Annotated in this window: 23 protein-coding genes, 1 tRNA gene and 2 pseudogenes; 9 read left to right on the top strand and 17 right to left on the bottom strand. The window is 67.2% G+C overall.

What is annotated here, in order from left to right:
• Window positions 1-103: 103 nt before the first annotated feature.
• Together MNAB215_RS08825 and MNAB215_RS08820 are read left to right on the top strand one after the other, a co-directional pair.
• Window positions 104-1,390 (top strand): MFS transporter, encoded by a 1,287-nt coding sequence (locus MNAB215_RS08825; RefSeq protein ID WP_077078603.1) that lies wholly within the window; start codon window positions 104-106, stop codon window positions 1,388-1,390.
• 10 nt (window positions 1,391-1,400) lie between these two features.
• Window positions 1,401-2,174, top strand: coding sequence for a TIGR03084 family metal-binding protein (locus MNAB215_RS08820; RefSeq protein WP_077078600.1), 774 nt, complete (start codon window positions 1,401-1,403; stop codon window positions 2,172-2,174).
• A gap of 3 nt (window positions 2,175-2,177) precedes the next feature.
• Here MNAB215_RS08820 and MNAB215_RS08815 read toward each other — a convergent pair whose 3' ends face one another.
• The 7 genes and pseudogenes from MNAB215_RS08815 to MNAB215_RS30655 form a co-directional block, all read right to left on the bottom strand.
• Complete coding sequence (locus tag MNAB215_RS08815; RefSeq protein ID WP_077078599.1) at window positions 2,178-3,392, bottom strand: PPE domain-containing protein; 1,215 nt, start codon at window positions 3,390-3,392, stop codon at window positions 2,178-2,180.
• A 9-nt stretch (window positions 3,393-3,401) separates the two neighbouring features.
• Entirely contained in the window at window positions 3,402-3,701 is a 300-nt protein-coding gene (locus MNAB215_RS08810) for a PE domain-containing protein (protein ID WP_425436429.1), read from the bottom strand.
• Between the two features lie 176 nt (window positions 3,702-3,877).
• The gene (gene eccCa, locus MNAB215_RS08805; RefSeq protein ID WP_077078597.1) at window positions 3,878-7,957 is read right to left on the bottom strand and encodes a type VII secretion protein EccCa; all 4,080 of its coding nucleotides are present in this window, start codon (window positions 7,955-7,957) and stop codon (window positions 3,878-3,880) included.
• Between the two features lie 2 nt (window positions 7,958-7,959).
• Entirely contained in the window at window positions 7,960-9,450 is a 1,491-nt protein-coding gene (gene eccB / locus MNAB215_RS08800; RefSeq protein WP_077081886.1) for a type VII secretion protein EccB, read from the bottom strand.
• A 51-nt stretch (window positions 9,451-9,501) separates the two neighbouring features.
• Window positions 9,502-9,831: a DUF2710 family protein gene (locus tag MNAB215_RS08795; RefSeq protein WP_108637734.1), complete on the bottom strand. Its 330-nt coding sequence runs from the start codon at window positions 9,829-9,831 to the stop codon at window positions 9,502-9,504.
• 52 nt (window positions 9,832-9,883) lie between these two features.
• Window positions 9,884-10,606, bottom strand: coding sequence for a DUF5631 domain-containing protein (locus tag MNAB215_RS30660; protein WP_342743248.1), 723 nt, complete (start codon window positions 10,604-10,606; stop codon window positions 9,884-9,886).
• Window positions 10,607-11,290: 684 nt separating this feature from the next.
• Window positions 11,291-11,632: pseudogene (locus MNAB215_RS30655) on the bottom strand (hypothetical protein); the annotation flags it as partial.
• A gap of 82 nt (window positions 11,633-11,714) precedes the next feature.
• On the opposite strand from MNAB215_RS30655, the gene MNAB215_RS29675 reads away from it, so the two are divergent.
• Window positions 11,715-11,858 carry a hypothetical protein gene (locus MNAB215_RS29675; RefSeq protein ID WP_165691554.1) on the top strand — a complete coding sequence of 48 codons (144 nt, stop codon included), beginning with the start codon at window positions 11,715-11,717 and terminating at the stop codon, window positions 11,856-11,858.
• A 23-nt stretch (window positions 11,859-11,881) separates the two neighbouring features.
• On the opposite strand, the gene MNAB215_RS08785 is transcribed toward MNAB215_RS29675, so the two are convergent.
• From MNAB215_RS08785 to MNAB215_RS08760, 6 genes are all read right to left on the bottom strand, one after another.
• On the bottom strand, window positions 11,882-12,193 hold the full coding sequence (locus MNAB215_RS08785) for a DUF2694 family protein (RefSeq protein ID WP_077078594.1): 312 nt from the start codon (window positions 12,191-12,193) through the stop codon (window positions 11,882-11,884).
• The gene (locus MNAB215_RS08780; RefSeq protein WP_077078593.1) at window positions 12,190-12,507 is read right to left on the bottom strand and encodes an ESX-1 secretion-associated protein; all 318 of its coding nucleotides are present in this window, start codon (window positions 12,505-12,507) and stop codon (window positions 12,190-12,192) included. The genes MNAB215_RS08785 and MNAB215_RS08780 overlap by 4 nt, the downstream gene beginning before the upstream one ends.
• A 46-nt stretch (window positions 12,508-12,553) precedes the next feature.
• Window positions 12,554-13,969 carry a DUF4226 domain-containing protein gene (locus MNAB215_RS08775; RefSeq protein WP_077078592.1) on the bottom strand — a complete coding sequence of 472 codons (1,416 nt, stop codon included), beginning with the start codon at window positions 13,967-13,969 and terminating at the stop codon, window positions 12,554-12,556.
• A 136-nt stretch (window positions 13,970-14,105) separates the two neighbouring features.
• Window positions 14,106-14,462: a DUF4226 domain-containing protein gene (locus MNAB215_RS08770; RefSeq protein WP_077078591.1), complete on the bottom strand. Its 357-nt coding sequence runs from the start codon at window positions 14,460-14,462 to the stop codon at window positions 14,106-14,108.
• A 26-nt stretch (window positions 14,463-14,488) separates the two neighbouring features.
• Window positions 14,489-15,319: a C40 family peptidase gene (locus MNAB215_RS08765; protein ID WP_077078590.1), complete on the bottom strand. Its 831-nt coding sequence runs from the start codon at window positions 15,317-15,319 to the stop codon at window positions 14,489-14,491.
• On the bottom strand, window positions 15,316-16,104 hold the full coding sequence (locus MNAB215_RS08760; RefSeq protein ID WP_077078589.1) for a helix-turn-helix domain-containing protein: 789 nt from the start codon (window positions 16,102-16,104) through the stop codon (window positions 15,316-15,318). The genes MNAB215_RS08765 and MNAB215_RS08760 overlap by 4 nt, the downstream gene beginning before the upstream one ends.
• A gap of 143 nt (window positions 16,105-16,247) precedes the next feature.
• Here MNAB215_RS08760 and MNAB215_RS08755 point away from each other — a divergent pair, with 143 nt between their 5' ends.
• The 5 genes and pseudogenes from MNAB215_RS08755 to MNAB215_RS08735 all read left to right on the top strand — a co-directional run bounded on the left by MNAB215_RS08755 (window position 16,248) and on the right by MNAB215_RS08735 (window position 20,926).
• A complete protein-coding gene (locus MNAB215_RS08755; protein ID WP_077078588.1) occupies window positions 16,248-16,664 on the top strand; it encodes a WhiB family transcriptional regulator in 417 nt (138 codons plus the stop codon).
• A 93-nt stretch (window positions 16,665-16,757) separates the two neighbouring features.
• Window positions 16,758-18,140, top strand: coding sequence for an acyl-CoA dehydrogenase family protein (locus MNAB215_RS08750; RefSeq protein ID WP_077078587.1), 1,383 nt, complete (start codon window positions 16,758-16,760; stop codon window positions 18,138-18,140).
• Window positions 18,141-18,337: 197 nt separating this feature from the next.
• Window positions 18,338-18,847, top strand: a pseudogene (locus MNAB215_RS08745) (pirin-like C-terminal cupin domain-containing protein); the annotation flags it as partial.
• Window positions 18,844-19,185 (top strand): GNAT family N-acetyltransferase, encoded by a 342-nt coding sequence (locus MNAB215_RS08740; RefSeq protein WP_077078586.1) that lies wholly within the window; start codon window positions 18,844-18,846, stop codon window positions 19,183-19,185. The pseudogene MNAB215_RS08745 and the gene MNAB215_RS08740, both read left to right, overlap by 4 nt.
• Before the next feature lie 409 nt (window positions 19,186-19,594).
• Complete coding sequence (locus MNAB215_RS08735; RefSeq protein WP_077078585.1) at window positions 19,595-20,926, top strand: PPE family protein, SVP subgroup; 1,332 nt, start codon at window positions 19,595-19,597, stop codon at window positions 20,924-20,926.
• Between the two features lie 14 nt (window positions 20,927-20,940).
• Here the strand turns inward: MNAB215_RS08735 and MNAB215_RS08730 are convergent, their stop codons facing one another.
• The 4 genes from MNAB215_RS08730 to MNAB215_RS08720 form a co-directional block, all read right to left on the bottom strand.
• Complete coding sequence (locus MNAB215_RS08730) at window positions 20,941-21,996, bottom strand: NHL repeat-containing protein (RefSeq protein WP_083746072.1); 1,056 nt, start codon at window positions 21,994-21,996, stop codon at window positions 20,941-20,943.
• Window positions 21,997-22,014: 18 nt separating this feature from the next.
• Window positions 22,015-22,902 (bottom strand): SCO6745 family protein, encoded by an 888-nt coding sequence (locus MNAB215_RS08725; RefSeq protein ID WP_077078583.1) that lies wholly within the window; start codon window positions 22,900-22,902, stop codon window positions 22,015-22,017.
• Between the two features lie 26 nt (window positions 22,903-22,928).
• Window positions 22,929-23,093, bottom strand: a complete 165-nt coding sequence (locus MNAB215_RS29665) for a hypothetical protein (RefSeq protein ID WP_165691553.1) — start codon at window positions 23,091-23,093, stop codon at window positions 22,929-22,931.
• Window positions 23,094-23,183: 90 nt separating this feature from the next.
• A tRNA-Leu gene (locus tag MNAB215_RS08720) sits at window positions 23,184-23,269 on the bottom strand.
• A gap of 253 nt (window positions 23,270-23,522) precedes the next feature.
• Here MNAB215_RS08720 and MNAB215_RS08715 point away from each other — a divergent pair.
• A complete protein-coding gene (locus MNAB215_RS08715) occupies window positions 23,523-25,229 on the top strand; it encodes an FHA domain-containing protein (protein WP_077078582.1) in 1,707 nt (568 codons plus the stop codon).
• Window positions 25,230-25,340: the final 111 nt, after the last annotated feature.

Raw genomic sequence — 25,340 nt, 5'->3', positions numbered from 1 at the left:
ACAAGGCCGCCGGACGAATATTTGTACTGTTAGTGAAGCGCCGCCGAGCGCAGCGACCTTTGCCCACCCTTTTCTGGAAGTCGGTTCTGTGTTTCAAACCCGGATGCAATCGCGTGCACCCGCCGAGTTGTGGCGGACGGTGCGCAGCATGCCAGATTTCTGGCGGCTGATGCAGCTGCGCATGGCGAGTCAGTTCGGTGACGGCCTCTTCCAGGCGACCGTGGCCGGGGCGCTGCTGTTCAACCCGGACCGGGCCGCCGACCCCGGCGCGATCGCCCGCGCCTTCGCGGTGTTGTTTTTGCCCTACTCCGTGCTCGGGCCGTTCGCCGGGGCGCTGATGGATCGCTGGGACAGGCGGTGGGTGCTGGTCGGCGCCAACGTGGCCCGGCTGGTCCTGATCGCCGCGATCGGCACGATTCTGGCGGTCCGGGCGGGTGAGGTCGCCCTGTTGCTCGGGGCGCTGTTGGCCAACGGGATGGCTCGCTTCGTGGCGTCAGGCCTGTCGGCGTCGCTGCCCCACGTGGTGCCGCGCGAGCAGGTCGTGACGATGAACTCGGTGGCCACCGCGTCCGGCGCGATCGCTGCGTTTCTGGGCGCCAACTTCATGCTGGTGCCGCGCTTTTTCGTCGGTGGGGGAGACAAGGGCGCCTCGACGATCATCTTCATCACGGCCGTCCCGGTGTGCATTGCGTTGCTGCTGTCGTTGCGTTTCGGCCCCCGGGTGCTCGGGCCCGACGACACGCTGCGCGCGATCCACGGATCTGCCGTCTACGCGGTCGTCACCGGTTGGCTGCACGGGGCCCGCACTATTGTGCGCCAGCCGACGGTGGCGGCAGCCTTGTCCGCGCTGGCTGCACACCGGATGGTGGTGGGCATCAACTCGCTGCTGCTGTTGCTGCTGGCGCATCACACGAAGAACCCCGCGTTCGGCGGGTTGGGGATCGCTCTGCTGTTCTTCGCCGCTTCGGGGCTGGGCTCTTTCGTGTCGACCCTGCTGACCCCGCCGACCGTGCGACGGTGGGGGCGCTACGTGGCGGTGAACGGCGCCCTGACCACCGCCGCGGTGATCCAGTTGGCCGGTGCCGGACTGATGCTGCCGGTCATGGTCGGCTGCAGCTTCTTCCTCGGCGTCACCGGCCAGATGATCAAACTGTGCGCCGATTCGGCGATGCAGATGGACGTCGACGACGCCCTTCGCGGACATGTGTTCGCCGTTCAGGACTCCCTGTTCTGGGTGTCGTTCATCGTCGCGATCACCACGGCCGCGGCGTTTATGCCGCCGGACGGGCAAGCGCCGATCTTTGTGGTCATCGGGTCGGTGCTGTATCTGATTGGGCTACTCGTGCACAGCGTCGTCGGCCGGCGCAGCCACCCCGTGAAGGCGCGCTAGGGAGGCAAAGATGGCGGATCCAGGACCCTTCGTCGCCGAGCTGCGCGCCGAAAGCGATGATCTCGACGCGTTGGTGGCCCCGCTGGATGCCGGACGCTGGGCCGATCCGACGCCGGCAGCGGGTTGGACGATCGCGCACCAGATCGGGCACCTGTTGTGGACCGACCGGGCCGCGCTCGCCGCTGTGACCGACGAGGCAGCTTTCGCCGAGATGCTGGCCGCCGCCGCGCAGGATCCGGACGGATTCGTCGACGCCGGCGCGGACGACCTGGCGGCGGTGCCCCCGGCGGAACTGTTGACCGACTGGCGGGTCACCCGCGAGCCATTGCACGAGGCCCTGCTGTCGGTCGCCGAGGGTCGCAAGCTGCCGTGGTTCGGGCCGCCGATGAGCTCCACGTCGATGGCCACCGCGCGGCTGATGGAAACGTGGGCGCACGGCCTCGACGTCGCCGATGCGCTTGGCGTCAAACGGCCGGCCACCGAGCGACTGCGCTCGATCGCCCACATCGGGGTACGCACCCGCGATTACGCGTTTGCCATCAACAATCTGACTCCGCCGACCGAGCCATTTCTGGTCGAGCTACGCGGGCCCGAAGGCGACACCTGGTCGTGGGGTCCGACGGATGCCGTCCAGCGGGTAACCGGCAGCGGCGAGGACTTCTGCTTCTTGGTGACTCAGCGACGACCGCTGAGTGCCCTGGATCTCACGGCGTCGGGCGCGGACGCGCAGCGCTGGCTGGAAATTGCGCAGGCCTTCGCCGGTCCACCCGGCAAGGGTCGCTAGGGCTTACTCCGAGTCGGTCCGGTCGGCTCCGATGACGACGCGAGCTCGGGTGACATCCTTATCATCGGCCCCGCCCTCCTTGCCGTGCCCGAGCATGCCGGCCGGCGACATCGGCATCGGCGACCCGCCCATTCCCGTTGCGGCGGTCGGGCCGCGGACTTCGGCGGCGTTGAGCATGCCGGAGCGCAGCGGCGCCGCTTTCCCACCGGCCTCCGGTTCGAAACTGCTGGTGGGACGCGTGTAGCTGGTCAGTGCCGCGCCAGAACTGCCCAGGCCACTCCCGAGACCGCCGACACCGCCCGCGCCAGAAGCACCGAGCCCACCCGCGCTCGTCGCGCCGGCCAAGATGGGCTCAGCCCCGGCACCGGCCGCGCCGGCACCGCCCCCACCGGCGCCCGAGAACATCCCGCCCAAAGATCCCATCAGGCTCTGCGGCAGCTGACCGATGCTCTGGAACGCTTGCATCGGCGCCTGGACCATCTGCTGCATCGGCTCCATCACGCTCTGCATCATCTGCATCGGCATCTGCATCATCGAACTCATCTGGCTGCCGCCCTCGGCGGGCGCCGAGGCGGCCTCTCCGCCAGCCGATGTCGCCTGGCTAGAGGCCTGCAGCGCATTGTTCATGCCGCCCTGCGCTGCGGCTTCACCGACCGCCGAGGCCGCGGCCGCCGGCGCGGCGGGGGAGGCGCCCAGCGGGGCCAGGGGCGGCGGAACCGCCAGCATCGCTGCCAACGCGGACAGCGCAGCGGAGTAGGACCAGCCGATGCCCGAATTGTGCGGCCAGTGCTCACCGAAGTACTCGGTGTCCCGCTCGACGATCCCGGGAGTGTTCTGCCCGAAGAAGTTGGTGGCGTTCAACACCGTCCACTCGTCGCGGTTCGTCTGCGACACCATGGACGGAATGACCCCGGACCTCGCGGTCACGAACGCCTCGACGGCGGTCTGCGTGACACCGATCTTGTGTGCCGTCCAGCCCACCAGGCTGTGCAATCCGGCGTTGAGGCCGGTGCTGGTGACCATCGAGGTCAACCCGCTCACGCCCTGCCACTGTGTGGCCGTGGCGAACGCATTGACGGTGGAGAGACCGGCCGCGATTTCCTTGTTCGCCGTCTCGGTGACCCACACCGCGTTATTCGCGAGGGTCGATAAGGGAGTCCCCGCCTCGAAGATCAGCGCAATGAACTCGGGCGGACCCGTCCACCTGGGATCAGGCATGTAAGCCGCCTACAAGAGGTCCGAACCCGCTGCGTCGGCCGCGACTCCGGTAACTGAGGCCAGGCCCTGAGCACCACCGAACGCGGAGCGCTGGCCGGCGTGCTCGGCCGCGGTGGCCAGGTAGGCCGCACCCGCCGCGTTCAGGGCAGCCGCGAACTCCACCGAGTCGGCGTCCGGCGCCATCGGCATCACCCCGGTGAGCGCCGCGGCTCCGGCGGCCGTAGTGGCGGCCATCTCTTCGCTGATGCCGCCCTCTGTCACCGCAGACAGGTCGACGGCGTCTGAAGCCATATGGAATAGACCGCCCATTTTTTGCCCCTCCGTGATTCGTATTGCTGGTCGCAGCTACAGGGGTATACCCCTTTTGCCCGAACTCCCACCCAGTTGTGCCCGCGAAAATGTCGCGGAATTGCCTAATTCTATGGGCACCCTGAGGGGGTGTCTAATCACCTATTTTGCGGCCGGACTAGTCGCCCTGACCGGGCCTAGTCGAGGTCTCCGACCAGCACGCCTTCCATCGCTCCGTCGTTGGTGACCAGCAGGCCACGCCCCGGAGGCAATTGCTGGGAGCTCACCCGGCCGAACACCTTTACAGCTGCCGGGTCGTTGTCCATGAATAGGGTGGGCGCCCGCGAACTGGTCATCTTCTGCAGGAATGGATTGGTCACCGACACCCCGGCCCAGTTGCCGGGCAAGCGCGACGCGATCACGTGCAGCCCGATCTCGCGGCTGCGTTCCATCAATCCCCACAGCGGGGCGGTCGCGGCGTTCTTGCCGATGACGCCGTGCGGGCGCAGCTCCTGCTCGTCGTCGATGAGCAGGAAATGATGCGGACCTTCCCAGTTACTGCGCTGCATCAGCTCTTCCTGGCTCAGGCCCGACGGTGGTAGGCGGTCGCGCAGGATTGCTGCCAGCCCGTCGACGACCACGTCGATGTCCTCGGCCGTGTAGGCGTAGGCGCGCACATGTGGACCCTGGATTTTGCCGATCAGCGACGTCTTGGGGTCGATGATGGTGATCTGCGCCTGCTCCGGGGTGAGCTGGCTCATGATCGCCTGCCCGAAGGCGGCCAGGGTCGTGGTCTTGCCGCACCGCTGCCGGCCCAGCACCAACATGTTGGGCACCGACCGCGTCGGTAAATACGTTGGCTGCAAGGCGCTTTCGCCGATCGCAAACGGCACGTTGAGCGGGTCGGAGGCCGCCTCGCTGTCGGCGAACGCCGAGATGACCTGGGCCAGCTGAATCCGCTCGGGCAGCCGGGCCAGCTTCTCCAGCCTGCCCGCACCTGTCACGTCGGCGATGACGGCGCCAAGCTCGCGCGTCGTGACGCGCTCGCCGCTCGCCGAAATGATCTCCGGCAACCCCACCAGCAACTCGTGGCCCTCTCGCGTCACGCCGAACCCGGGCCGGTCCAACGTGTTGCGGGCGGCTTTTCTCTTGTCGAAGCCCTCGCCCATCTGCGTTTCGTCGGGATTGCTCAACCGCAGTTGGATACGCGCGTTGGACACGTTGACCAGCTGCTGCTTTTGGCCCACCAGCCACGCCGTGGCGCTGGTGATGATGTGTATCCCGTAGGACAGGCCCTGGCGGGCTATCGTGACCAGCCGATCGCCGGTGGGGGCGTCCTTGTCGTAGAGGTCGCTGAAGTTGTCGACGACCAGAAAGACGTCGCCGAACTTGTCGTTGGGATCGGTCGCACCTTCGCGTTCGGTACCGAACCGTCGCTCGCGGAATTCGGAGATGTCGATTTGGTACTGCTTGAACGACGCCTCGCGAGCCAGGATCAGCGCCTCGATCGAGGCGACGGTTCGCGAGACCCCCTCCGTATCTGTCTGGCTGACGACGGACGCGACATGCGGCAGTTCCTCGACCGGGTACAGCGAGGCCCCGATGCAGAAGAACGTGACCCGCTCGGGCCGGTACATCAACGCCGCCGAGGTCACCAGGGTCATCAGGGTCGTCGACTTACCGCGCTGAGCGGTCGCGACCACCATGATGTTGTCCATCTCGATATCCATCGCGTGCACCCGCTGGGAGTGCTCTTCGGGGATGTCCACCACACCGACCGGGAAGACCAGGCCCGGGTTCTGTCCGTAGTCTACGTACCACGGTTTGCCCCGCCAGGCGCCCACGAGTGCGTCCATCGTCTGACTGACTTCCAAAGGGGGAAGCCAGATTTGGTGCGGCGGGCGCGCCGGGTTGGCCAACAGCGATTCCCGGATGACGTCGACCAGCTTCTTCTTCCGGAATCCGTCCTCGTGGTACAGGAACTCGTCGGGTTCGTCGGGTTCATCGGCGACGGCCAAGGCCTCGCTGTCGGCGTCGCTGAGCGGCTGATACGCCCAGGTGAGTTCGCGCGGCTGGGAAAAGCTCACGTCCACCGTCTTGTTCACGTTGACGACCCGCTTGGGCACCACGAAGGGGGCCGACACGTAGAAGCAGCGGAACTGCTCGAGGTCGCGGGGCCCGACCTTGAGCAAGGCGTACCCGTTCTCCTTCGACGGGAGATGCAGCGCGGCGTCACTGCCGATCACATCGCGGGAATCCTCCGCGGTCTCGGCGCGCAGCGCAACCCGAAAGGCGATGTTGCTCTTGGCTTTACTCAGCGACGACAGGTCCAGGCGCTGACCGCCGAGGGTGAAGAAGACATTACAGCCGCGGCCCTCCTGCCCGATGTGAATGACCAGGTCGATCCACTCGGGGTGGTGAATGAACAGCTCGAGGTATTCGTCGATGATCACCAGCAGAATCGGTACCGGTTCCAGATCCCGTCCGGCCAGGCGCATCTCCTCGTATTCGTTGGCGTCGCGCGCTCCGGCCTTGTTGAAAAGCCGGTAACGCCTGGCGATCTCGCCGTTGACGGCCTTGCGCATCCGCTCGGCCAGATGTCGGTCGTCCTTGCCCAGGTTGGACAGCGAACCCGCGACGTGTGGAAAGCCTTGCAGGTCTTGGGCCGCCGATTCGAACTTCATATCGACGAAGATCACGATGAACGACTCGGGGGAGTGGGTCAGCGCGATCCCGGTGCACAGCGACAGGAAGTACTCCGACTTGCCCGAGCCGGACGTGCCGATCACCACCGAGTGGAAGCCGAAGCCACCAAAGTCCTTGGCGCGCAATATGATGTACTGCAGCTCGCCGCCCTGCTTGACGCCGACGGGCATCATCGCCCATTTGTGGTCGCCGCGTCCACGGCTCTCGCCCCAGAGTCTGTCGACGTCGAGTTCGCGCGGATCGCTGATGCCCAGCGCCCGCAACAGCTCACCGCCCTGACTGTCAGTCTCCGACAACTCCCCAGCACTCATCGGAGACCAGCGGGCGAGTGCCCGGGCATACCGGCTGGCGGTGGTCTCGGCGAGCATATCGGCGACGGCGTAGAACGTCCCGCGGTGAGTGAGTCGCCCTTCGCGCAGGCCGAAACGTTCACTGTCGTCGGCGAATCCGACGCCGACGCCGGCCCGCGTCGCCAGCCGCAACACGGTGATGCCGGCCATGCCCTTCTGCCCGGTCACGCCTTCCCACTGCTCGGGTGTGCCGACGTTGTCGTCGACGATCACCCAGTGCGGGCCCAGCGCCAGCCCGGCTGGTGATTCCATCGGCGACGGCATCGAGGTGGGGCTGGATCCGACCGGGGGAGTCCATGGCCCCCGGCCCTTGCGGTGCAGCTCGGCGTCGAGCGCCTCTTCCAGCTCGGTCGGCGAGGTGAACACCAACCGGCGCAACCCACATGCGTCGAACATCTCGTCGTGCTGATTGTGTGGCAGCCACACCAGCCACGACCACTGCTCGGGATGCCGGGTGACCACCATGAGCTTGACGTCGCTGGGGCTGTGATAGACCGCAAGGGAGCACATGATCGCGCGGGCGAAACTGTGCAGCTCGCTTGGTTCGTCGCCGATGAAGCTGAATCCGGGCTTCGAGCGCAGGCTCAGCACCTTGCCGATCCCGCGAATCTTGCTCTGCTCGAGGATGAAATCCCTTAGGGCGCCCCCGGTTACCGGTTCGAGTTCTTCCCCGATCGGGACGTCGGGCCACTGCAGCGACACCGCCGACTCGCTGGCTTGCTGAACGCCGATCCCCAGCCGGACGTCAAGGAAATCCGGGTCGGTGCCGCGTCGCTCCCACATCCGCGGACCGCCGATGACGGTGTCCAGGTTCTGCGGATCGCCGTGCACGAACAGCTGGCTGCGTCGCTGATCCTGCGCGGCGCGCTGGACTTCGTCGCGGTCGTCGTCGAGTTGGCGCAGATAACTACGGCGCTGCTTTTCCTGCTCGCCCCAGGAGATCCGGCGTCCCCGCCCGAAGCGGCCGCTGAACATCAGCGTGCCGAACCCGACCAGACCGATCATCGGGAAGAAGCCGGATTGCAGCGACCGGATCCCCGACGCGTACATCACCACCAGGGTGCCGATGATTCCCACCAGCAACGCCGGCAGCGCAATCATCACCAGGATGTTGCGGGGCTCGCGTTCGGGCAGCGCCAGCGGCGCGGCGACCGCGATCCGCACGGGCGGAACGTTCGGCGGTGGCCTGCGGCCACCTCGGACGAAACCTCGCTTGGACATCCTTACCCCCCGTTTTGGTTGGAATCGGGAACGGGCGCCACGGCACCGCCGCCGGTCACCACGTCGCGCGCCACCAGGGCGGCCTCGCGGCCTATCGCCGGTCCGGCCGCGAACGTACGCACTATCGGCCAGGGCGCTTGCACGGCGAGACGCGGATCCAGCCCCAGCGCCTGCAGCGTCGGATGATCCGACTGAATTCCGTACCGAACCCCTTGCGGCGAAAGCCAATACAGGCTTTCCCGACTGTCCGCGGTCGCCACGCCACTGGTGGTCGTCACGAAATTCGCCGCGCCAGGCAGCATCAAAGTCTGTTCCGCCTCAGCCGAATTGGGGTCGCGGTCGTCGCGGACTAGATGCACCAGATGCGAATCCATGCTGATCGGGACCGGCAGGCCCCGCCCGCTGAAGACAGTGATCCGCGCCTGCGGGTCGCCGGCCTGCTTCTCCCAGCCGACGCACGTCGCCGGATTCGCGGACGTGTCGACGAATTCCAGCTTCCCGGACGGGTAATAATCCACGTCGAGCACGTCGATCACCGGGATCTGAATCAGCTTGTCCGGGGGAATCAGGGCCGGCGTCGTCGAACCCTCGGAATTCGCGGTCCGCAACAGGTCCGCGACGAAGCTGGTGATCTTCTGCACGCCGTCGGCCAGCAGCACATAGAAACCGTTGACGGTGCCGCTCGCATCGCGGGTTTCCAGCACACTGCCCACCGCGACGCCCGGCAGAAACCGCGACGGTGTCCCGTGACCCGGAATAGCTGGCAGGACAAGGGGTTCCGTCGATGGCATGGCGTCGAAGAGAGCGTTCGATATTTCGATCGGATAGGTGACCCCGGGATCAAGCCCGAGATTGAAGGTGACCGATCGGTCGGTCGGGTCGATGCGGGAGCGTTGCCCCCGCCAGATCACGTACGTCGCGCCGCGATGCGTCGCGAGGATGGCTTGCGCCGGACCCATGGGCGCCGACCGGCCGGAGGGCGCCAGCTGGCCGGCGATCGACGTCACCAGGGGCGCGGTCCCGCTGCCCCGGGTGGCCGCGGTGTCACACACCGACCATGCCGATACCGAGCTCGGGGTTATCGGCAGGCTGTCCGGCGCGCCCGGAATCCCGATCATCGGGCCGGTCGGGTATTTCGCGATCTCGCTCGCCTTGACCCAGGCGGGCGCACCGGCGCTGCCGACCGCCAGCCGCGCGGACGTCAGGTTGAGCGCGGGGTACAGGCGCCCGTTGATCTTCGCGTAAATGGCGCCGGTATCCCGGTCGCCGATGATGGCCGATTCACCGACCAGGCCCGCGGGCTTCATCACATGAAGCAGGGCCATCCAGCCGATGCCGATGACGACGAGCACGATCGACAGCGCTACCGCCGCCTGCTGTTTGCGGTCGTCGTGCTTCATCCGAACCGAGAACCGGGTGATGGCCGCCCGCAACCGCCGGTTGTAAAACAGGTGCCCCGAGTTCTGGTCCCGGTTGGACAGATTGAGCGGCACAGTCATTCTCCTTTCGGCGGTCGATGCGGGCCTGCCGCATCCATACCGACGTCAGTGCAGGTCGCCACCGTATCTAGCCTGGTTCTCGGCTTCCGCCTCCTCGCGCAGCGCCGCGATCGCGAGGTTCAATCTGTCAGCCAGCTCCGCATGGGCGTAGCCGCTCATCACGTCCGGATGCAACGCCAACTCCACCAACTTGCCGTCCGAATTTGCCACCGCCCGTATATCCCCCAAATCCACGCTGTAAGTGATCGTCTCGGCCTGCGCAACAAGGGCTTCCCACTTGTCGGCCGCCTCACTCAGCTCACGCAACACCGCTTCGACGAGATCGCGATCTTTCAGGTCGCTCCGCTCACTGCGACTGCCCGACCCCGCCACGATGTCAGTATCATCGAGCGCTCCAACCAGCGTCAATTCATTGTGTGACGCTCGGTCACGACTCCGCGCTCCACCGACTGGCCGGCGGTTCATTGAGCTTCTGGAACCAGGCGAGGTGGTAGTTCGCCGATATCGGATCGCCGGCGACGCTGCTTTCGGTCGCCGCCAGCAAGAGGCAGTTGAGCAAAAGCGCGGGGTCGGCGTCGGGATACTGCGTCAGCACCTGGTACCGGGCGGTGTCTAGGTGGACGCGCAGCAGGTCGGCTTCTTCCTCGACGACGCCGGTCCCAGCGGTGGCGGCCTTGGCCAACGTGTGGACGAGCCGCGGCAATCCGTCGCGCCAGTGCGTGACTCGACCCAGCTCCCAGCCCATGTCGTCGACCGCCGGCAGCTCTCGCGCCTGCACCGAAGGTTCCGTCGCGGCGAAGTCAGCCGGCCGGCCTACCGGATCCCCTGGCGTGTAGGTCGCCGAGCGCGTCGTTTCGCCGAGCATCGCGGAGGCTTTACCGGTGCGCCGTGCCGGTGCCAGCAATTGCACGCCGGCCGGCAGGGTGATGCCCGACGGTATCCAGCCGTGGGCGAGGTCGGTGACCAGCACCGTCGTGCCGTCAGCGCGATCGCCGACCGCCCAGTTCAGCTGCGGTTCTTGGCGCACCACGAACGCGAGGATCCGCTGCAGGCGTTCGGTGTCGGATTCGGTCGCAACCGGGGCGGCCGGCTCCTCGACTGCCGGGATCGCGCCGGTCTCGTCGTCGACCTCGTACGGACTCTCCGGCACCTCGGCGTCCCCGCCGTCCACCAACGGCACGGCGGCTTCCAAGGGCTCGACGGCCTCCGGCGCGGCCTGCAGTACCACCGCGTCCGGTCGGGCCTGCGGCTCCGGCGCTTCCGGTTCCGGCGCTTCCGCCGCGGCGGCCGGCTCACCGTCCTCCTCACCCCAAATTCGATGCCGACCGCCCGTATCGTCGTCGTCGTCATCGACCGGCAGCACCGGATCGAGCAACGGGTCTAAGCCGGTGTCCGCGGGCTCCTCGGGTGGGGCGAGGGCTTCCAGCCGGGTGGTCTCGGGTTCGGCTTCGACCGCTGGCGGTTCCGGCGGGGCCGGCGTTTCCAGGGCGTCCGGCGCGGCGGCCGGCTCGCCGTCCTCCTCACCCCAAATTCGATGCCGGCCGCCCGTATCCTCGTCGTCGTCATCGACCGGCGGCACCGGCTCGACCGCCCACAGTTTCGGGATGACGGCGGTCTCGGCATCCTCAGTCGTCGCGGCCGGCTCGTCGGCAGCATGCTCGGTTGCCGGGACCGGGATGACCTCGGTGCGGTCCGCGATGGGCCCGTCTGCGGAGGTTTCCGGCAACGCCGGAACGACGGGGATGATTTCCGTTTTGTCGCGATCACTGTGCGGGAAACGCTCAGCCGCCCGTCTGGGCGGGTACCGCGGGTAGTCGGGGCGGGCCTTCCGCGCACGTAAATGGCGAATCGCCGACTCGACTCGTCGCGCCGCGTGGGCGCGGGCCTCGTTGATGGCACGGGCCTCCGCGGCATGGCGGGCCGCATCATCCATTCCGGCGCGCTTGAGCATCTTCAGCTCATCGTTGGCTCTGCTGGTAATCCGCTGCAGGTCGGCCCTGAGATGCTCTGCGAGCGGGGCGTTTTCGTCGGTGATCGTCGATAGTTCGGCAGGCCAGAGCCCACCGATCACCCACGGGGTGCAATCGATGGGAGAGCTGAAGGCCGGCATCGCCAGTGATTCCCGGGTAGCTCTCCGGAGGCGCTGGCGCGCCGTCTTCCGACCGAAGATCGCCACCGGTTCAGCGTACCGACATCTTGCGGGCGAGCTTTGCCGACGGTGAATTGTGCGGCCCCGACGGCCTGGGTACCGTGAGGCCATGGCTGATTCTGCGCTGCAGCAGCAACTCGACGAAGTGCGCGCCCTGCTCGGTCGGGCGCGAGAGTTGTTCGGCGCCAATCCCATCGAGCCGCCCAGCGATATCGCACCCGATCCCGATGCCGCTAAGAGATGGCTGCTCTAGGACGATCGGTGTGGTGCGGCCGCTTAATCCATGCGGTCGCGGCGACGCAATTTGTGGGCCAGCAGTTTTTCGATGGCCGCATCGAGGTCACGCGGGCTGGGGACCTCGGCGGACGGCGTGTGCCCAGCGGCGACGATCTCGTCTCGAACTTCCAGTAGCGCTTTGAGCCACGAGACGTCGGCGGTCAGCAGAATGCCCTGCGCCAGGGTCGCGGCGTCGGTATCCATCGCCTCCTCACTGAGCGCGACGCTGTGCATGTACCCGCCGCGGCACGAGCGGACGAGGATGTGCCCACTCGGATGAACCGTGTCGAAGGCGGGATTGGCGTCGGTCATCGACCGCCGTCGACGATGCCGCCCAGCTGCCCGGCCGCATCTTCCTCGTGCTGGTCCCATGCCGACGCCGAGACGCTGAGTTTGTGCGCCATATCGGCGTGGTCGTCGGCTTGTTGCTGATAGCACTGGCGTCTCAGCTCGAGTAATTCGCGCCCGGCATCGCGAAGCTCGCCGAAGATGGGGCCCAGCGAGTCCAGGCTCTCCTGAATCGCGGCGTGCGACGACGGGATGGTGCGTAGGTAGTCGGAGGTCTCCTGATGATGCGCAGCGGCTTCACGTAAGTGTGCGGGCACCACGTGGATTCGATCTGCCATCCGTTTGTCTCCTCTTCCTGCGACGCCGGCCGGGCCGGCGGGTTCCCTACAGTTCGGTGGTCGACGTCGCCGCCGGCCGGGTCGGTGTCGGTGTCGGTGTGTCGGTCGTGGCCGGCGCGGTCGCGGTGGCCGGCGGATGCTCCCAGCCTAGAAAGCTCGGGCCGCTTACGGTGGCGATGTGCTGAATCTGCCCGTCGAGCAGGGCCTTGCCGTGGCCCAGGCCAAGCGCATGACGATCGGTGAAAATGCCGATATCTCCCGGTATGACCTGCACCGGGTCGAGCGGACTACTGACCGTGGTCCCCGGTGCGGGGATCGTAATTCCCTGCTGGGCGAAGGCATCTGCGATCGGCACCCCACCGGCCGCGGCTTTGATCGCCGCGGCGAGTTGCGGACTGGCGGCCGTCACGGTCTCGCCGTCGGGCAGCGTCACCGCGGTCGGGCCCGATGGCGGCGCCTCGTGGCTCTGCGCCGACGTGTCCTCGTCGTGGTGCTCGTCGTCTTTCGCGTGGTCGGGTTCATCGCCTGAGGCATCGGGGTCGTTGGAGTCCGGCGGCCCGTTGTCGTCCAGCCCCGACCAGGACGGATCGCCACCCTCTTGCCGTCCGGACGCCGGTAACCCACCCGGCGCCCCCCAACCGCCCATCGTGCCCACACCTGGCAGTGGCACCCCGCCCAGATTGGGAATGCTTGGCGTCGTCGGCGTGATCGGAACCGACGAGCCCGCCGCCGGGTCCTGTGCCGGGTCGCCGTTCAGCAGCGCCGGGTCCTCCGCCAGCAGCGAATCCAGCAGCGGATCACCGCCCGCATCGGCCGGGGCCGCCGGCAGCGGGGCGGTCGCATTGACGGGTGCGGTAACCGGGGTCGCCGCGGGCCGGGTCTCGCCGAGTCCGCTTGTCGAGGCGTCATACAGCGATGTCCATGCGGCCATCAGCGCCGACTTCGACGTGTCATCCAGACTTGCGGTCATCACCACCGCGCGGATGTCCCGGAGCTTGCCGATGAGAAACCGTTGGAAATCCCGGGCACCCACCGGGGTGTCCAAATCGGATCGCGTCTGCACCGCCGCCTCGGTTTCGCGCTGCAACGCGGTCAGCGCTTCCCTACCCTCGACGGTTTTCAGATGGGCGTTCATGATCGCCGAAATCACTTGCAGGTCGAGTTGTGAGCTTGCTGAATTCTGATGTGCCAGAGCGACTTCAGCGCCAGCTATGGCTTCGGCGGCGGCGCCTTCCTCGTCACCCGATACACCTGTGCCTTCCGGTTTCGCCCGTGCATCGAACAGGTCGGGATGTTGTTGACGAATCTTGGTCGAGATCGCGGCGAGGTTGTTTCCATGGGTAGCAGGGGTGACCACGGCCGTTAGCTCATTCGGTGTCAGCCCGGCCTGCCATGCGTTCGGATCGCCAGTGCGGTCACGCACAACCCTTACCGTGGCAAGTAGCTCGTCATACATCGACATCGGCTAGACAAGCAACGCTGCGCCCGAGTGCGGGCGTGGTCGCGACCCCTCCATGCCGGGTGACAGTACTTTGCCGCATTCTCGTCGACAATTCACTTCGCGGTGGGTGTGGGGAAATCTCTCGCCCGGCCGCCGGCTAGCCGCCAGGCACGACGTACTGCTCCCGGAGGCTTTGCAGCACAGCTGCTTTCGCACTGTCCATTTGGTGAGCAGCTGCCACGACTGCCGCGATCTCCCGCTGCTTGGCGATCAGGAACTTCTGAAACTCGCGTGCTCCCATCGGCGTATCCGCTGCGAGCGCAGCATGATTCGGTACGGCACGATCGATTTCCTCGGCGATCGCGTCCAGTCGCCTGATGCTCTCGCGGATCGCGGCATGAGCGCTGGCAATCACTTCCGACAGCACCCGATCGGCGTCGGCCACCGAGCCATGCTGGCTCGCCAACGCTGATTGCCGCGCCCGGATGGCGGCTAACGACGCTTGTTCCGACATGGCCTCAACCTATTCATCGTTACTTCTCATATCGGCCGGCGAATCGCGACGTTGCCGCCGAGCGGACTGATCCGCACCGAGGCCCCCGAGTAGGGCGCTTCGACGACCAGATTGTTGCCGATGGCCAGTTGCACATGTCCGGAGTGCGGGAAGACGAGGTCGCCCGGCCGAACTTGCGAACGCGGGACCGGGATCCCGTCGTTGATCTGCTGATACGTGGTGCGGTCCAGGTGGAGGCCCGCCTGCGCGTAGGCCCATTGGACCAGCCCGGAGCAATCGAACTGATCGGGACCCGTCGCACCCCAGACATACGGACGGCCCAGGCGCGACAACGCCGCGCGCACCGCGATCCCGGCACGACTGCTCGGCAACGGCAGCCGCAAACCGGCTAACGCGGACCCGTGGTGGTGCAACATCCGGTAGCGCAACGCCCGCAGCGCCGTCGCACGCCGGCGGGCGCGCAACCTGGCCACCAGGACGTGCGTCCGTTGCGCGCGCAGCCTCTCAACACGACGACGTACAGCCTCGCGCTGGGCCATCGGTGTCGTCGGGGCAGCGACGGCATCGGCGCGGGCCTCGTCCAGGACGCTCTTGGTCAGCGCGTGCGCCTGGGCCCGGTCGTGATGAGCACCGTCGATAACGCGGGCCGCGGCGGCATCCGTGCGATCTGCCGACGACAGCGCTTCCCGGCCGTGGTCCGCCCAGCGTTGGTAATCAGCTTGTTCCACAGCACTATTCAGCACGCCTGCGCGACGCAGATATGCACCGTGGTGTGCGCCGTTGAGTGGCGGACGGGGAGGGTTGCCGGCGAACAATTCGTGTGCGCGGCTCAACGCCTCGACATCGCTTTCGATCACGCGTCCCCCTCGCCACTGTCCCCGTCACTGCCATCCTCGGCCGTCGCCTCGACCCCGTCGGCGAATGCCCGAACGCGGGGGAGCGCTCCGGCGGGGATGACGCCGCGATTTCGCATGTCCCACATCTCGTCACTGCTCACACCGAGCAGGGCCGCGATGATCGCATCCGGCAACGACGACTGGGCGCACGCCCGGTCGAACCGCGCGCTCAGGCTGGTGGGCATCCGCTCCAGCAGGGCGGTGCGCGTTGCCTCCAGCGCCCGCAGATGCTGCATCAGGCGCCCCGTCGAATCGGCGCCGGCGTTCACCGCCACCCGCCAGGAGCTGGCCGCAAGCATCTCGGCCTTCACGCACTGTGCGATCACAGAGAGAATATACGTCTCGTATTCGTTTGATGTTGTCGCAGGCAATCTATCGATGACTGATTTGAGGGCATCGAGCTGCGCTTCGGCGTAGCCCTCGAGCACGTCGGTGTCGCTGTGACGGTCGACGACCACCGCCCCGGCGGGCCGAGCGGACATGGTCACCGGTGGCTGTGCGGCGATCAACCGGGCCAGCTCGGCATCGGGATCGGCGGCCACCAGCAGTCGCGAATACGTGCCGGGGGGCAAACCCAGGCCGTTCTCAACCTTCTGAACTGTGCTTTTGTGGGGCTTGCGGGCGCCGCGCTCCAGATAGCTCAGTCCCATGATGCTGACGCCGGTCGCGGCGGCGAGCTCGGCTAGCGACCAGTCCCGCGACTCACGCAACGCACGGATCGCCGCACCAGCCGATTCACGGCTCACCGCAGGCTCCGGCCATGGGCCGGATATTACACAGGGGGTACGCCTTGTCAGCGGATATACGTTTTTGTCACGTTTCTCTTGCGCACGTCCCAAGATTGTGTATACGCTTCTGTCTACGTTTCAATGCCGACAAGGAGACCGAGATGGGACACCCCTGCGCAGCCAACCCGGAACTGTGGTTCGGCTATCCCGATGACGACGAGGGTGACGGGGCGGCCAAGGCGCGTGCCTACGAGCGATCCGCCACCGAGGCCCGCGTCGAATGCCTGCGCCGGTGCCCGTTGGCGCAACAGCGCCGGTGTGCGCAGTACGCCATCGCGCACCGCGAGGAGTACGGCGTCTGGGCCGGCGTCAAGCTTCCCGGTGGCCAGTACCGCAAGCGCCACCAGCTCGCCCGGGCCCACGACATATTGCGCCGCATCGCCGCGGGTGAGATCAGCTCAAGGCAGCTGCCCGAGAACGCGGCGCTCCTGGCGCGCCGCGAACACGAGGCCATCCCGGCCCCCGCAATGGTGTTGCACCTGCCGATGGCACAGATTGGCCCGCGTTCTGCCGCCTGACAGCGCGTCCGGACACGGTGAACGTTTGTTCACTGAGCTGACGGGGTAGTCGTGGTCGGCAAGGACCGCGACCGCTGACCCAAAGGCACAGCAATGACGTTCGACCTGACACCGACGGCAGCCCAGCACGACCTTGCCCGACGGACACACGAGTTCGCCGAATCCGTGATACGCCCGGTTGCACTCGACTACGACCAGCGCCAGGAGTTTCCCTGGCCGGTGCTCGAGGAGGCCGCCCAACGCGGGTTCTACAGTCCGCTGTTCTACCGCGATCTGATCGGTGACCCGACCGGGATGTCGCTGCCCATGTTCATGGAGGAACTGTTCTGGGGTTGTGCGGGAATCGGTTTGGCGATCGTCATGCCGGCACTCGCGCTGTCGGCGATTGGCCAGGCGGCGTCCCCGGAACAGATGCTCGAGTGGGCACCCGAATGCTTCGGCACCCCGGGCGATCTCAAGCTTGCCGCACTGGCTATTTCCGAACCCGAGGGCGGCAGCGACGTACGCAATCTGCGCACCCGCGCCCGCCGCGACGGCGACGACTGGATCATCGACGGCCACAAGATGTGGATCGGCAACGGCGGCATCGCCAACGTCCATGTGGTCAATGCGGTGGTCGACGAAGAGCTGGGCCACCGCGGCCAGGCGCTGTTTGTGGTACCGGGCGGCACCCCCGGCCTCGAACTGGTTCGCAAACTGGACAAGCTGGGCTGCCGGGCATCTCACACCGCGGAGCTACGATTCAACGGCGTGCGCGTGCCGAACGCCAATCTGCTTGGCGGACAAGAGAAACTCGAGCACAAGCTCGCCAAAGCCCGCGAACTGGTGGCCGGCGGACAGCGCTCCGGCTCGGCGACCCTGGGCACCTTCGAGCAGACCCGTCCGATGGTCGCCGCCCAAGCGATCGGCATCGCGCGGGCGGCGCTGGAGTACGCGACGGCATATGCCACCGAGCGGGAGGCGTTCGGCGGGCCCATCATCGACAACCAGGGGATCGCGTTTCCGCTGGCCGACCTGGCCACCCAGATCGACGCCGCCCGGCTGCTGACCTGGCGTGCCTCCTGGATGGCAGCCAACGAAGTCCCATTCGAGCGAGGCGAAGGTTCGATGGCCAAACTCGCCGCCAGCGAGGTTGCCATCAAGGCCACCGAACGCGCCATCCAGACCATGGGCGGCTGGGGCTACATCACCGACCACCCGGTCGAGAAGTGGTACCGAGATGCCAAGCTGTACACCATCTTTGAGGGAACCAGCGAGATCCAGCGGATGGTCATCTCGAACGCGCTGGGCGCGGCGGTGGGCACTCCGCCGCTGCACGTGGTGCTCGAGCCGTCCGGCGGTCCGTTGAACCGGATCTTCGGACGGGGCGCACCGCTGCGTTCCCGCGCTGCGGATGCCGCGCTGTCGGTGAAGGACCAAATTCCGGAGCCGATCATGCGGGTGGCCATGCAGGTGCTACGCCCGCCGGGCCGGTAGTCCGTCTCGACGGCACCCCGGTCCCGGGTAGTGTCGCGATATCGGCGCCTCAGGCCCGCGCCAAGAGTGGACGATGAGCAACCTCGAGACCGCACCCACCGAAGTCGCCTGCGCCGCAACGTCGGTCGCCGGCATCGAAGTGCTGTCTCCGCGCGAGGTTCCGCTGGGCGGCCCGGGGGCGATGCCGGTGCAACGCACCGGTGTCGGTTCCGGGGGCCGCGGTGCGGGTGTTTCTCGGCGAACTGGCCGGCAGCCGCTCGCCAGTGCACACGTTCACCCCGTTGGGCGCCCAAATCGATCTCGACGCGAAGGCTGCGGTGAACATCGACGTCGACCCGGCGTTCGAACACGGTGTGCTCTGCGATGTGGGCACGGTGGAGATGAGGGGGACGACCCTGTCCGTCGCCGAGCTCGGGTATCAAAGCCCGGGCAGCTCCGCGCTGCGCCTGCGCAACGTCGGGGACCGGCCGGCCAGGGTCGTGCTGCTGGGCGGCACACCGTTTACCGAAGAGCTTTTGATGTGGTGGAACTTCGTCGCGCGCAGCCACGACGAAATCGTCCGCTATCGGCAACTCTGGCAGGACGCCGACGAACGCTTCGGCGCCGTCGCCGGATATCGGGGCCCGGTCACCCGACTGTCCGCCCCGCCGCTACCGACCACCCGGCTGCTACCCAATCAGCCACACACAGAAGGGAATCCAACATGACCACCGATAAGACCGGCGCCGAAACCACCGTCACCGCTGGGCATCAGACCTACACCATTGCCGTCGACGGGAAACCCGCAGGCCACGCTGACTTTCTCGACCGTGGCGACCAGCGGGTCTTTTACCACACCGTGGTAGATCCGGAATTCGGCGGCCGCGGCCTGGCAACCATCCTCCTGAAGGAGGCGCTCGACGCCGCCCGGGGCGCCGGCAAGCGGATCGTCCCGGTGTGCTCCATGGTCGAGACGGTCCTCCAGAAGCATCCCGAATACGAGGACATCACCGACCCGGTCACGCCCGAAATCGTCAGCTGGACGCAAAGCCAGCCGACCACCTGAGGAGCCGCGGAAGGCGTGGCCGGCAGCCCGGCTGTCGCTGCTGCGATGTAATACCGGCCAATCGGGTCGACACGCCCCACTTTTCAGCAACTCGTGGCGAACCCGACGTCGGGTGTCGCAGCGGCGTAGCGCCCGTCCATGGCCGGTCCGCCGCTCTCGCCGGGCCTACTCGCACCGACCCTTGGTGGGAGCAAATCGCCAGCTTGCAGCCCACCTTGGTGGGTTGCGTGTCCCCACGCCGGGTGGCTCCGGAGGCAGGTTTGTCGGGAGTAACGCCATTTCCCAGCTAACTCACAGTCTTAGTGAGCAAAATTATTGACACTGAGCGCCCACCGGCCCCCGTAGCATTGCGTTTGTTTGCCGTTTACCGATGGCCCGCGCATGGGAATGCTCGACCGGAGGGAATGACATGGACTTCGCGATGCTGCCGCCAGAGATCAACTCTGCGCGGATGTATACCGGCGCCGGCTCAGGTCCGCTGCTGGCGGCAGCGTCGGCTTGGGAGGGGCTGGCCGCCGAGCTGCATTCGGCGGCCAGTTCGTATCAGTCCGCAATCTCAGGCCTGACGGCCGGTCCATGGCTGGGGCCCGCCTCGGCAACGATGGCTTCCGCGGCCGCTCCCTATATTGCCTGGATGAGAACCGCCGCCGCGCAGGCGGAACAAACGGCCAACCAGGCGATCGCGGCGGCCACCGCGTACGAGGCCGCGTTCGCCGCAACCGTGCCGCCGCCCGTCGTCGCGGCCAACCGCAGCCTGCTGGCGGCGTTGATCGCGACAAACCTTTTCGGGCAGAACACCTCGGCGATCGCGACCACCGAGACGCAGTACTCCGAGATGTGGGCGCAAGACGCCGGGGCCATGCAGAGCTACGCGGGCGCGTCGGCTGCGGCCACCAGGCTGGACGCATTCAGCACGCCTTCTTCGACCACCGACTCCGGCGGCACGACGGCGCAGGCGGCCGCGGTGTCTCGGGCGACGGGGACCTCCGCCGGCAATGCGCAACAGAGCGTCTCGTCGGCGGTGCCCAACGCGTTGACCAATCTCGCGGCCCCCGCGGCCCCCGCGGCGACCGCGGCACCCCTGTCGGCGATGGACGAGCTGAATTTCGTGGCAGACCTGAGCTCGGTTTTCGTCGACCCGACGGGAACCGCCCTCAGTACGGTGTCTCTTCCCTATGACGTTGTGGGTGCCCTGACCGGTTTCCACACCGACGACATCGTCAGTGGCTGGGCGGGAATCCAGTCCTGGCCCGGCTATGCACCGATACCTCCGTCGTCGTTTCCGGTGATCAACAGCCTCGGCTCGCCAGCAGCGACATTGGCCGACTCGACGTCGGTCGGCAGGTTGTCGGTGCCGGCAACGTGGGCCGCGGCCGCGCCGGAGTTTCGCCTCAGCGCGGTCGCATTACCCACCACGACGGTCGCGGCCGCCGCGGAAGCCTCGGCGGCTGGCGGCGCGGGCAACCTGTTCAGCCAGATGGCCCTGGCCAGCATGGCTGGGCGCGCAATGGCAGGCACCACCGGTGGCGGGGGTGCAGGCGTGCGGGAGCGGATGGGGCTGGCACTGGGCAAGCCCGGGAAATCGACGCAGGATGAGTCGGAAGAAGCGACGGAAGCGGCTGCGGGCGGCCCGATTACGGGCATCTCCGCAGAGCTGCGCGAATTGTTCTCCCTGCGCGACGCCGGAATTCTCACCGACGAGGAGTTCGCCGAGCAGAAGCGGCGCCTGCTGCCGAGCTGATCCCGGCGGCGTCGTCACGGCGCCGGCAGTTTCACCACGCGGTTGCCGGTGTAGTCGGTGACGAAGAGATTGCCGGCGTTATCCACCGCCACGCCGCTGGGGTGTTCGAGGCCGGTTATCGGAATCATCGCCTGATGGTTCGACCCAGCCGCCAGCTCCAGCACCCGGTTGCCGGTGTAGTCGGTGACGAAAACATCGCCCGCACCGTCCACCGCCACGCCGCTGGGGTCGCCGGGGGTAAAGAGTCCGGTGAACGGCAGCACCTCCTGCCGGCCTGACTTGGGCGGCATTTTCAGGACCTGGCTGTTGCCCGAGTCGGTGACGTAGATGCTGCCGGCGGCATCCAAGCCCACCCCTTCCGGGCCGGCGAGACCGGTGAACGGCATTTGCACCGGCTGGCGCGCCCCGGCCCCCAACTCCAGAACGCGGTCGTTACCGGTGTCGGCGACATAGACGGTCCCACTGGCATCAACCGCTACCCCCTGCGGCTTGTTGAGGCCGGTGAAGGGCAGCTCGGTCGGGGTGCTCGACCCGGCCGCCAGCTTCAGCACGATGTCGTCCCTGACCTCCGTGATGTAGAGGTTGCCCGCGGCGTCCGCCGCCACTCCCTCGGGGGCACGTAGGCCGGTGATCGGCAGCTGGATTGGGGTGCTCGCCCCGGCCGCCAGCTTCAGCACCCGATTGTTGTCGTCGTCGGCGATATAGAGGTTCCCGGCGGGATCCACCTCGACGTCGGCGGGATGGTTGAGACCGGTAAACGGCAGCGTAATTTCGGGGCCAAAGACGCGTATCCCGCGTTGGGGTCCGGTGGGCCGCGCGGCGTTAGAGCGGTCCTTACCCAGCTGGCTGGTGATGACAACGGCAGCGACGGCGGCTACCACCAACAGGACAGCGGCCGAGATCGCGATGCGTGGCCGCCGCCACCACGGGCGCCGAGGCGCGGAGTGGGCAGTGGGCGGAGATTGCTCGACGGGTGGTTCATCACCGTCTGGCTTCTCGGAGGTGCGGTGCCGCCCAGCCTGCTTGCCCTCCACCGGCTCACCATACCCAGCCGGACGCTTTGGGGGCATCCTTTGAACCTTGCCGCGCTAGGCCAAATGCGCACTGTCCTCGTGTAATTCGTCGCGCCGCAAGCTCATTGGGTTGATCGCCGAGACATCGCCGCCGGCGACCACCGCCCGGGTGATCGGGGTGAGCTCCCGAAATAGCGTCTCGACCTCATCGTCGCTGAGCGGATCGAGCGCCGAGAGGGCCAGCGCGTCCGTTGTCGCTTCGATGTGGTCCTTGAGCTGCTGGCCGGTGCTCGTCAGCGAACCGTCCTCGTTCAGCAGTCCGCGCTCGGCCAGGCGTTGTTCGTGATGACGCCAGGCCGCGTCGTCGTAATCGCGGGTGCGGGCGATGTAGTCGCGCGGGACCCGACCCGCCGCGGCGTGCAAGACGTTGGATTCTCGGCCCGAGACGCCGGCGGCGGCCAACAGCGCGACATGTGCGTCGCCGCGCTGCTCGCGCAGCAGCGTCGCGGCATGCCACAGCGCCGCCAGCGGATCGTCCGGCCACGGCAACGCCCGGTTCGCGGCGAACAGCGGACGCCCGTCCAGCGTCGCCTCGCGTGCTGCCTTGCCCGCTAATTCCGCTGCGGCACTGACCTTTTCGTCCGCAGTGAGGCCGTACCGGCGCAGCGCCGCGACCGCGGAGTCTTGCCGGGCGCCTAGCGCGGCGTCGGGTCCGGCGATCTGCCACGCCGACGGCAGCGCCTTGGCGACGCGTTCGGGGGCGAAGTTGTAGAAGATGGCGGTCACGACTTCGGGCGGCACCATGCCGAGCGGCGCCGAGCGGGCCGCGAAGTAGCCCATCCAGAAACCCCGGTAGCCCAGTCCGTCCAGGGCCGCCCGCGCCTCCGGCGCGAAATACGTCACGGCGTGTATCGGCTCAAACCGATCAAAGAAGCGGCGAGCCAGCCCGGATTCCCTGCGCACGAACGCAGTTAATCATGGACACCTTGCTACACAGGTCCGGGAAGTTCACCCAGGTCGGATAATTCGGCATGTAACCGGGCAACGGCGGATTGGTACTCGTCCTCGCCGAGCGTCTTCGCGTAGTAGCGCCCCACGTCGTCGCCCATCGCCACCGAGCCGCGATCGATCGTGACCTTGACTGTGTCGGCCATGCCTCAAGTTCTACCGCCGACCCTGAGGGGCGGGTAGTCGCCCGAACAGCGCCTCGTGGCGGCCACGCATGCGGTTCATCGAACCGCTTTTGGTGGGCGAAGGGGGACTTGAACCCCCACGTCCCGAAGGACACTGGCACCTGAAGCCAGCGCGTCTGCCATTCCGCCACTCGCCCGGGGAAAACAACCGATGGACCATATCACTTTAGTGGCCGCTCGCCCCAACCGCTGAGCCGGCCCAAACAACGGCTCGGGCGCCGGGCCGCCGGCTGGAGACCTCTTTGAACTGCGCGGATTTGATTCTCAGAATTCTCCCGGTGACGCCGCATCGCGGTATCCCGATACCATGCTGGGGTGATACGACACGCCGGCAAGCCCTTTGCCTTGCGCCGGCGATATACGGCGACAAGTGCGGGTGAGCGCTGACGCATGGGTAGCCAAAAAGGGCTGGCTGCGCGCATCGAACGCAAGCTCGAAGTAACCGTCGGCGACGCGTTTGCCCGACTATTCGGGGGATCGATCGTCCCCCAAGAGGTTGAAGCCCTATTGCGTCGGGAAGCCGAAGACGGTGTGCGGCCGCTGCAGGGAAATCGCCTTTTGGCGCCCAATGAATACATCATTACCCTCGGTGTGCACGACTTTGCGAAGGTAGGCGCCGATTCTGAGGTCTCGTCAGGCGCTTTCGCGCGGCACGTGGCTGACTATATCGATGAACAGGGGTGGCAAACGTATGGTGATGTGGTCGTCAGGTTCGAGCAGCTGCCGAACCTGCACACCGGCCAGTTCCGCGCCCGCGGGGCTGTCAACCCCGATGTCGAGCCCCGCCCGACGCTCGGCGATCTCGCCCGGCGACAATCAAATCAGGCGTTCAGCGCAGAACCAGGAGTACCACCAATGAGTGACAACCCGAGCTATCGCGGCGGTCCGGGGCAGGGGCGGCCGGGCGACGAGTACCCCGAGGACCGCTATGCGCGTCCACAAGACGACCGCGGTGGTCAGGACCCACAGGGCGGGCCGGAGGCACGCGGCGGATACCCGCCGGAGCAGGGCGGCTACCCACCCCAGGGCGGATATCCACCGCCTCGCCATCCCGAACAGGGTGGCTACCCCGAGCAGGGTGGCTACCCCGACCAGCGCGGCGGCTACCCCGAGCAGGGTGGCTACCCACCCCAGGGCGGATATCCCGAGCAGGGTGGCTACCCGCCCCCGGGCGGGTATCAGGCTCCCGGCGGCTACCCGCCTCCCGGTGGATACCAAGATCAGGGCCGCGGCTACCCCGACCAGCCGCAGGGCGGCTACCCGCCGTCGTATGAACAGCGTCCCCCCGCTGCCGGCGGCTACGGGGCCCAAGGCTACGACCAGGGCTACCGCCCGGGCGGCGGCTACGGCCCGCCCGGCGCCGGTCAACCTGGCGGCGGTCAGCCCGGCGGCGGTCAGCCCGGTTACGGCGGCTATGGCGAATACGGTCGCGGGCCCGCTCGTCAGGAGGAGGGCTACGCGCCCCCGCCGGCGACCGAACAGGCTCGACCGGCATACCCCGAGCAGGGTGCCGGGTATGAGCCGGGCGGCGGCTACGACCAGGGCTACCAGCAAGGCGGCCAGGGATACGGCCAGCAGGATTATGGCCAGTCGGGCGACTACACCCAGTACGCCGAGAGCGTTCCGGGCGGCTACCCCCCGCAAGGCGGCGGCTACCCCGAGACCGCACACCGCGACTACGAATACGGTCAGGCCGGCGACTACGCCGGGTCCGCCGAGTACGGCCAGCAGCCCGAGTACGGCCAGCAAGCTGATTACGGCCAGCAAGCGGGCGGAGGGTACGGCGGCTACAGCGGGTACGGATCCGCCGGCGCCAACGTCACCCTGCAGCTCGACGACGGCAGCGGCCGGACCTACCAGTTGCGCGAAGGTTCCAACATCGTGGGTCGCGGACAGGACGCCCAGTTCCGGCTGCCCGACACCGGCGTCTCCCGCCGTCACCTGGAGATCCGCTGGGACGGCCAGGTCGCGCTGCTCTCGGACCTCAACTCCACCAACGGCACAACCGTCAACAATGCGCCGATACAGGAGTGGCAGTTGGCCGACGGCGACGTCATCCGTCTGGGCCACTCAGAGATCATCGTTCGGATTCACTGACCGCACCGGGCTCAAAGCTGCCGTGCTTCGCCCCGCGTCGACCGCCGTCCAAGTATCGTGACGTTGCTGATGTGCTCGGAGTCACGGGCTAACGGGTGCGATGCCAGGACG

The sequence above is a fragment of the Mycobacterium numidiamassiliense genome (genome assembly GCF_900157365.1).
Classification (GTDB): Bacteria; Actinomycetota; Actinomycetes; order Mycobacteriales; family Mycobacteriaceae; genus Mycobacterium; species Mycobacterium numidiamassiliense.
The sequence above is the reverse complement of the archived record's forward strand: the minus strand, read 5'-3'. Positions and strand labels throughout refer to the sequence as shown.

Bases quoted from the DNA above. Each gene is read 5' to 3' on its own strand.
- MNAB215_RS08825 (WP_077078603.1), top strand. From the start codon at position 104: ATGCAATCGCGTGCACCCGCCGAGTTGTGGCGGACGGTGCGCAGCATG.
- MNAB215_RS08820 (WP_077078600.1), top strand. From the start codon at position 1,401: ATGGCGGATCCAGGACCCTTCGTCGCCGAGCTGCGCGCCGAAAGCGAT.
- MNAB215_RS08815 (WP_077078599.1), bottom strand. From the start codon at position 3,392: ATGCCTGATCCCAGGTGGACGGGTCCGCCCGAGTTCATTGCGCTGATC.
- MNAB215_RS08810 (WP_425436429.1), bottom strand. From the start codon at position 3,701: ATGGGCGGTCTATTCCATATGGCTTCAGACGCCGTCGACCTGTCTGCG.
- eccCa (WP_077078597.1), bottom strand. From the start codon at position 7,957: ATGTCCAAGCGAGGTTTCGTCCGAGGTGGCCGCAGGCCACCGCCGAAC.
- MNAB215_RS29675 (WP_165691554.1), top strand. From the start codon at position 11,715: ATGGCTGATTCTGCGCTGCAGCAGCAACTCGACGAAGTGCGCGCCCTG.
- MNAB215_RS08785 (WP_077078594.1), bottom strand. From the start codon at position 12,193: ATGACCGACGCCAATCCCGCCTTCGACACGGTTCATCCGAGTGGGCAC.
- MNAB215_RS08780 (WP_077078593.1), bottom strand. From the start codon at position 12,507: ATGGCAGATCGAATCCACGTGGTGCCCGCACACTTACGTGAAGCCGCT.
- MNAB215_RS08775 (WP_077078592.1), bottom strand. From the start codon at position 13,969: ATGTCGATGTATGACGAGCTACTTGCCACGGTAAGGGTTGTGCGTGAC.
- MNAB215_RS08770 (WP_077078591.1), bottom strand. From the start codon at position 14,462: ATGTCGGAACAAGCGTCGTTAGCCGCCATCCGGGCGCGGCAATCAGCG.
- MNAB215_RS08755 (WP_077078588.1), top strand. From the start codon at position 16,248: ATGGGACACCCCTGCGCAGCCAACCCGGAACTGTGGTTCGGCTATCCC.
- MNAB215_RS08750 (WP_077078587.1), top strand. From the start codon at position 16,758: ATGACGTTCGACCTGACACCGACGGCAGCCCAGCACGACCTTGCCCGA.
- MNAB215_RS08740 (WP_077078586.1), top strand. From the start codon at position 18,844: ATGACCACCGATAAGACCGGCGCCGAAACCACCGTCACCGCTGGGCAT.
- MNAB215_RS08735 (WP_077078585.1), top strand. From the start codon at position 19,595: ATGGACTTCGCGATGCTGCCGCCAGAGATCAACTCTGCGCGGATGTAT.
- MNAB215_RS08730 (WP_083746072.1), bottom strand. From the start codon at position 21,996: ATGCCCCCAAAGCGTCCGGCTGGGTATGGTGAGCCGGTGGAGGGCAAG.
- MNAB215_RS29665 (WP_165691553.1), bottom strand. From the start codon at position 23,093: ATGGCCGACACAGTCAAGGTCACGATCGATCGCGGCTCGGTGGCGATG.
- MNAB215_RS08715 (WP_077078582.1), top strand. From the start codon at position 23,523: ATGGGTAGCCAAAAAGGGCTGGCTGCGCGCATCGAACGCAAGCTCGAA.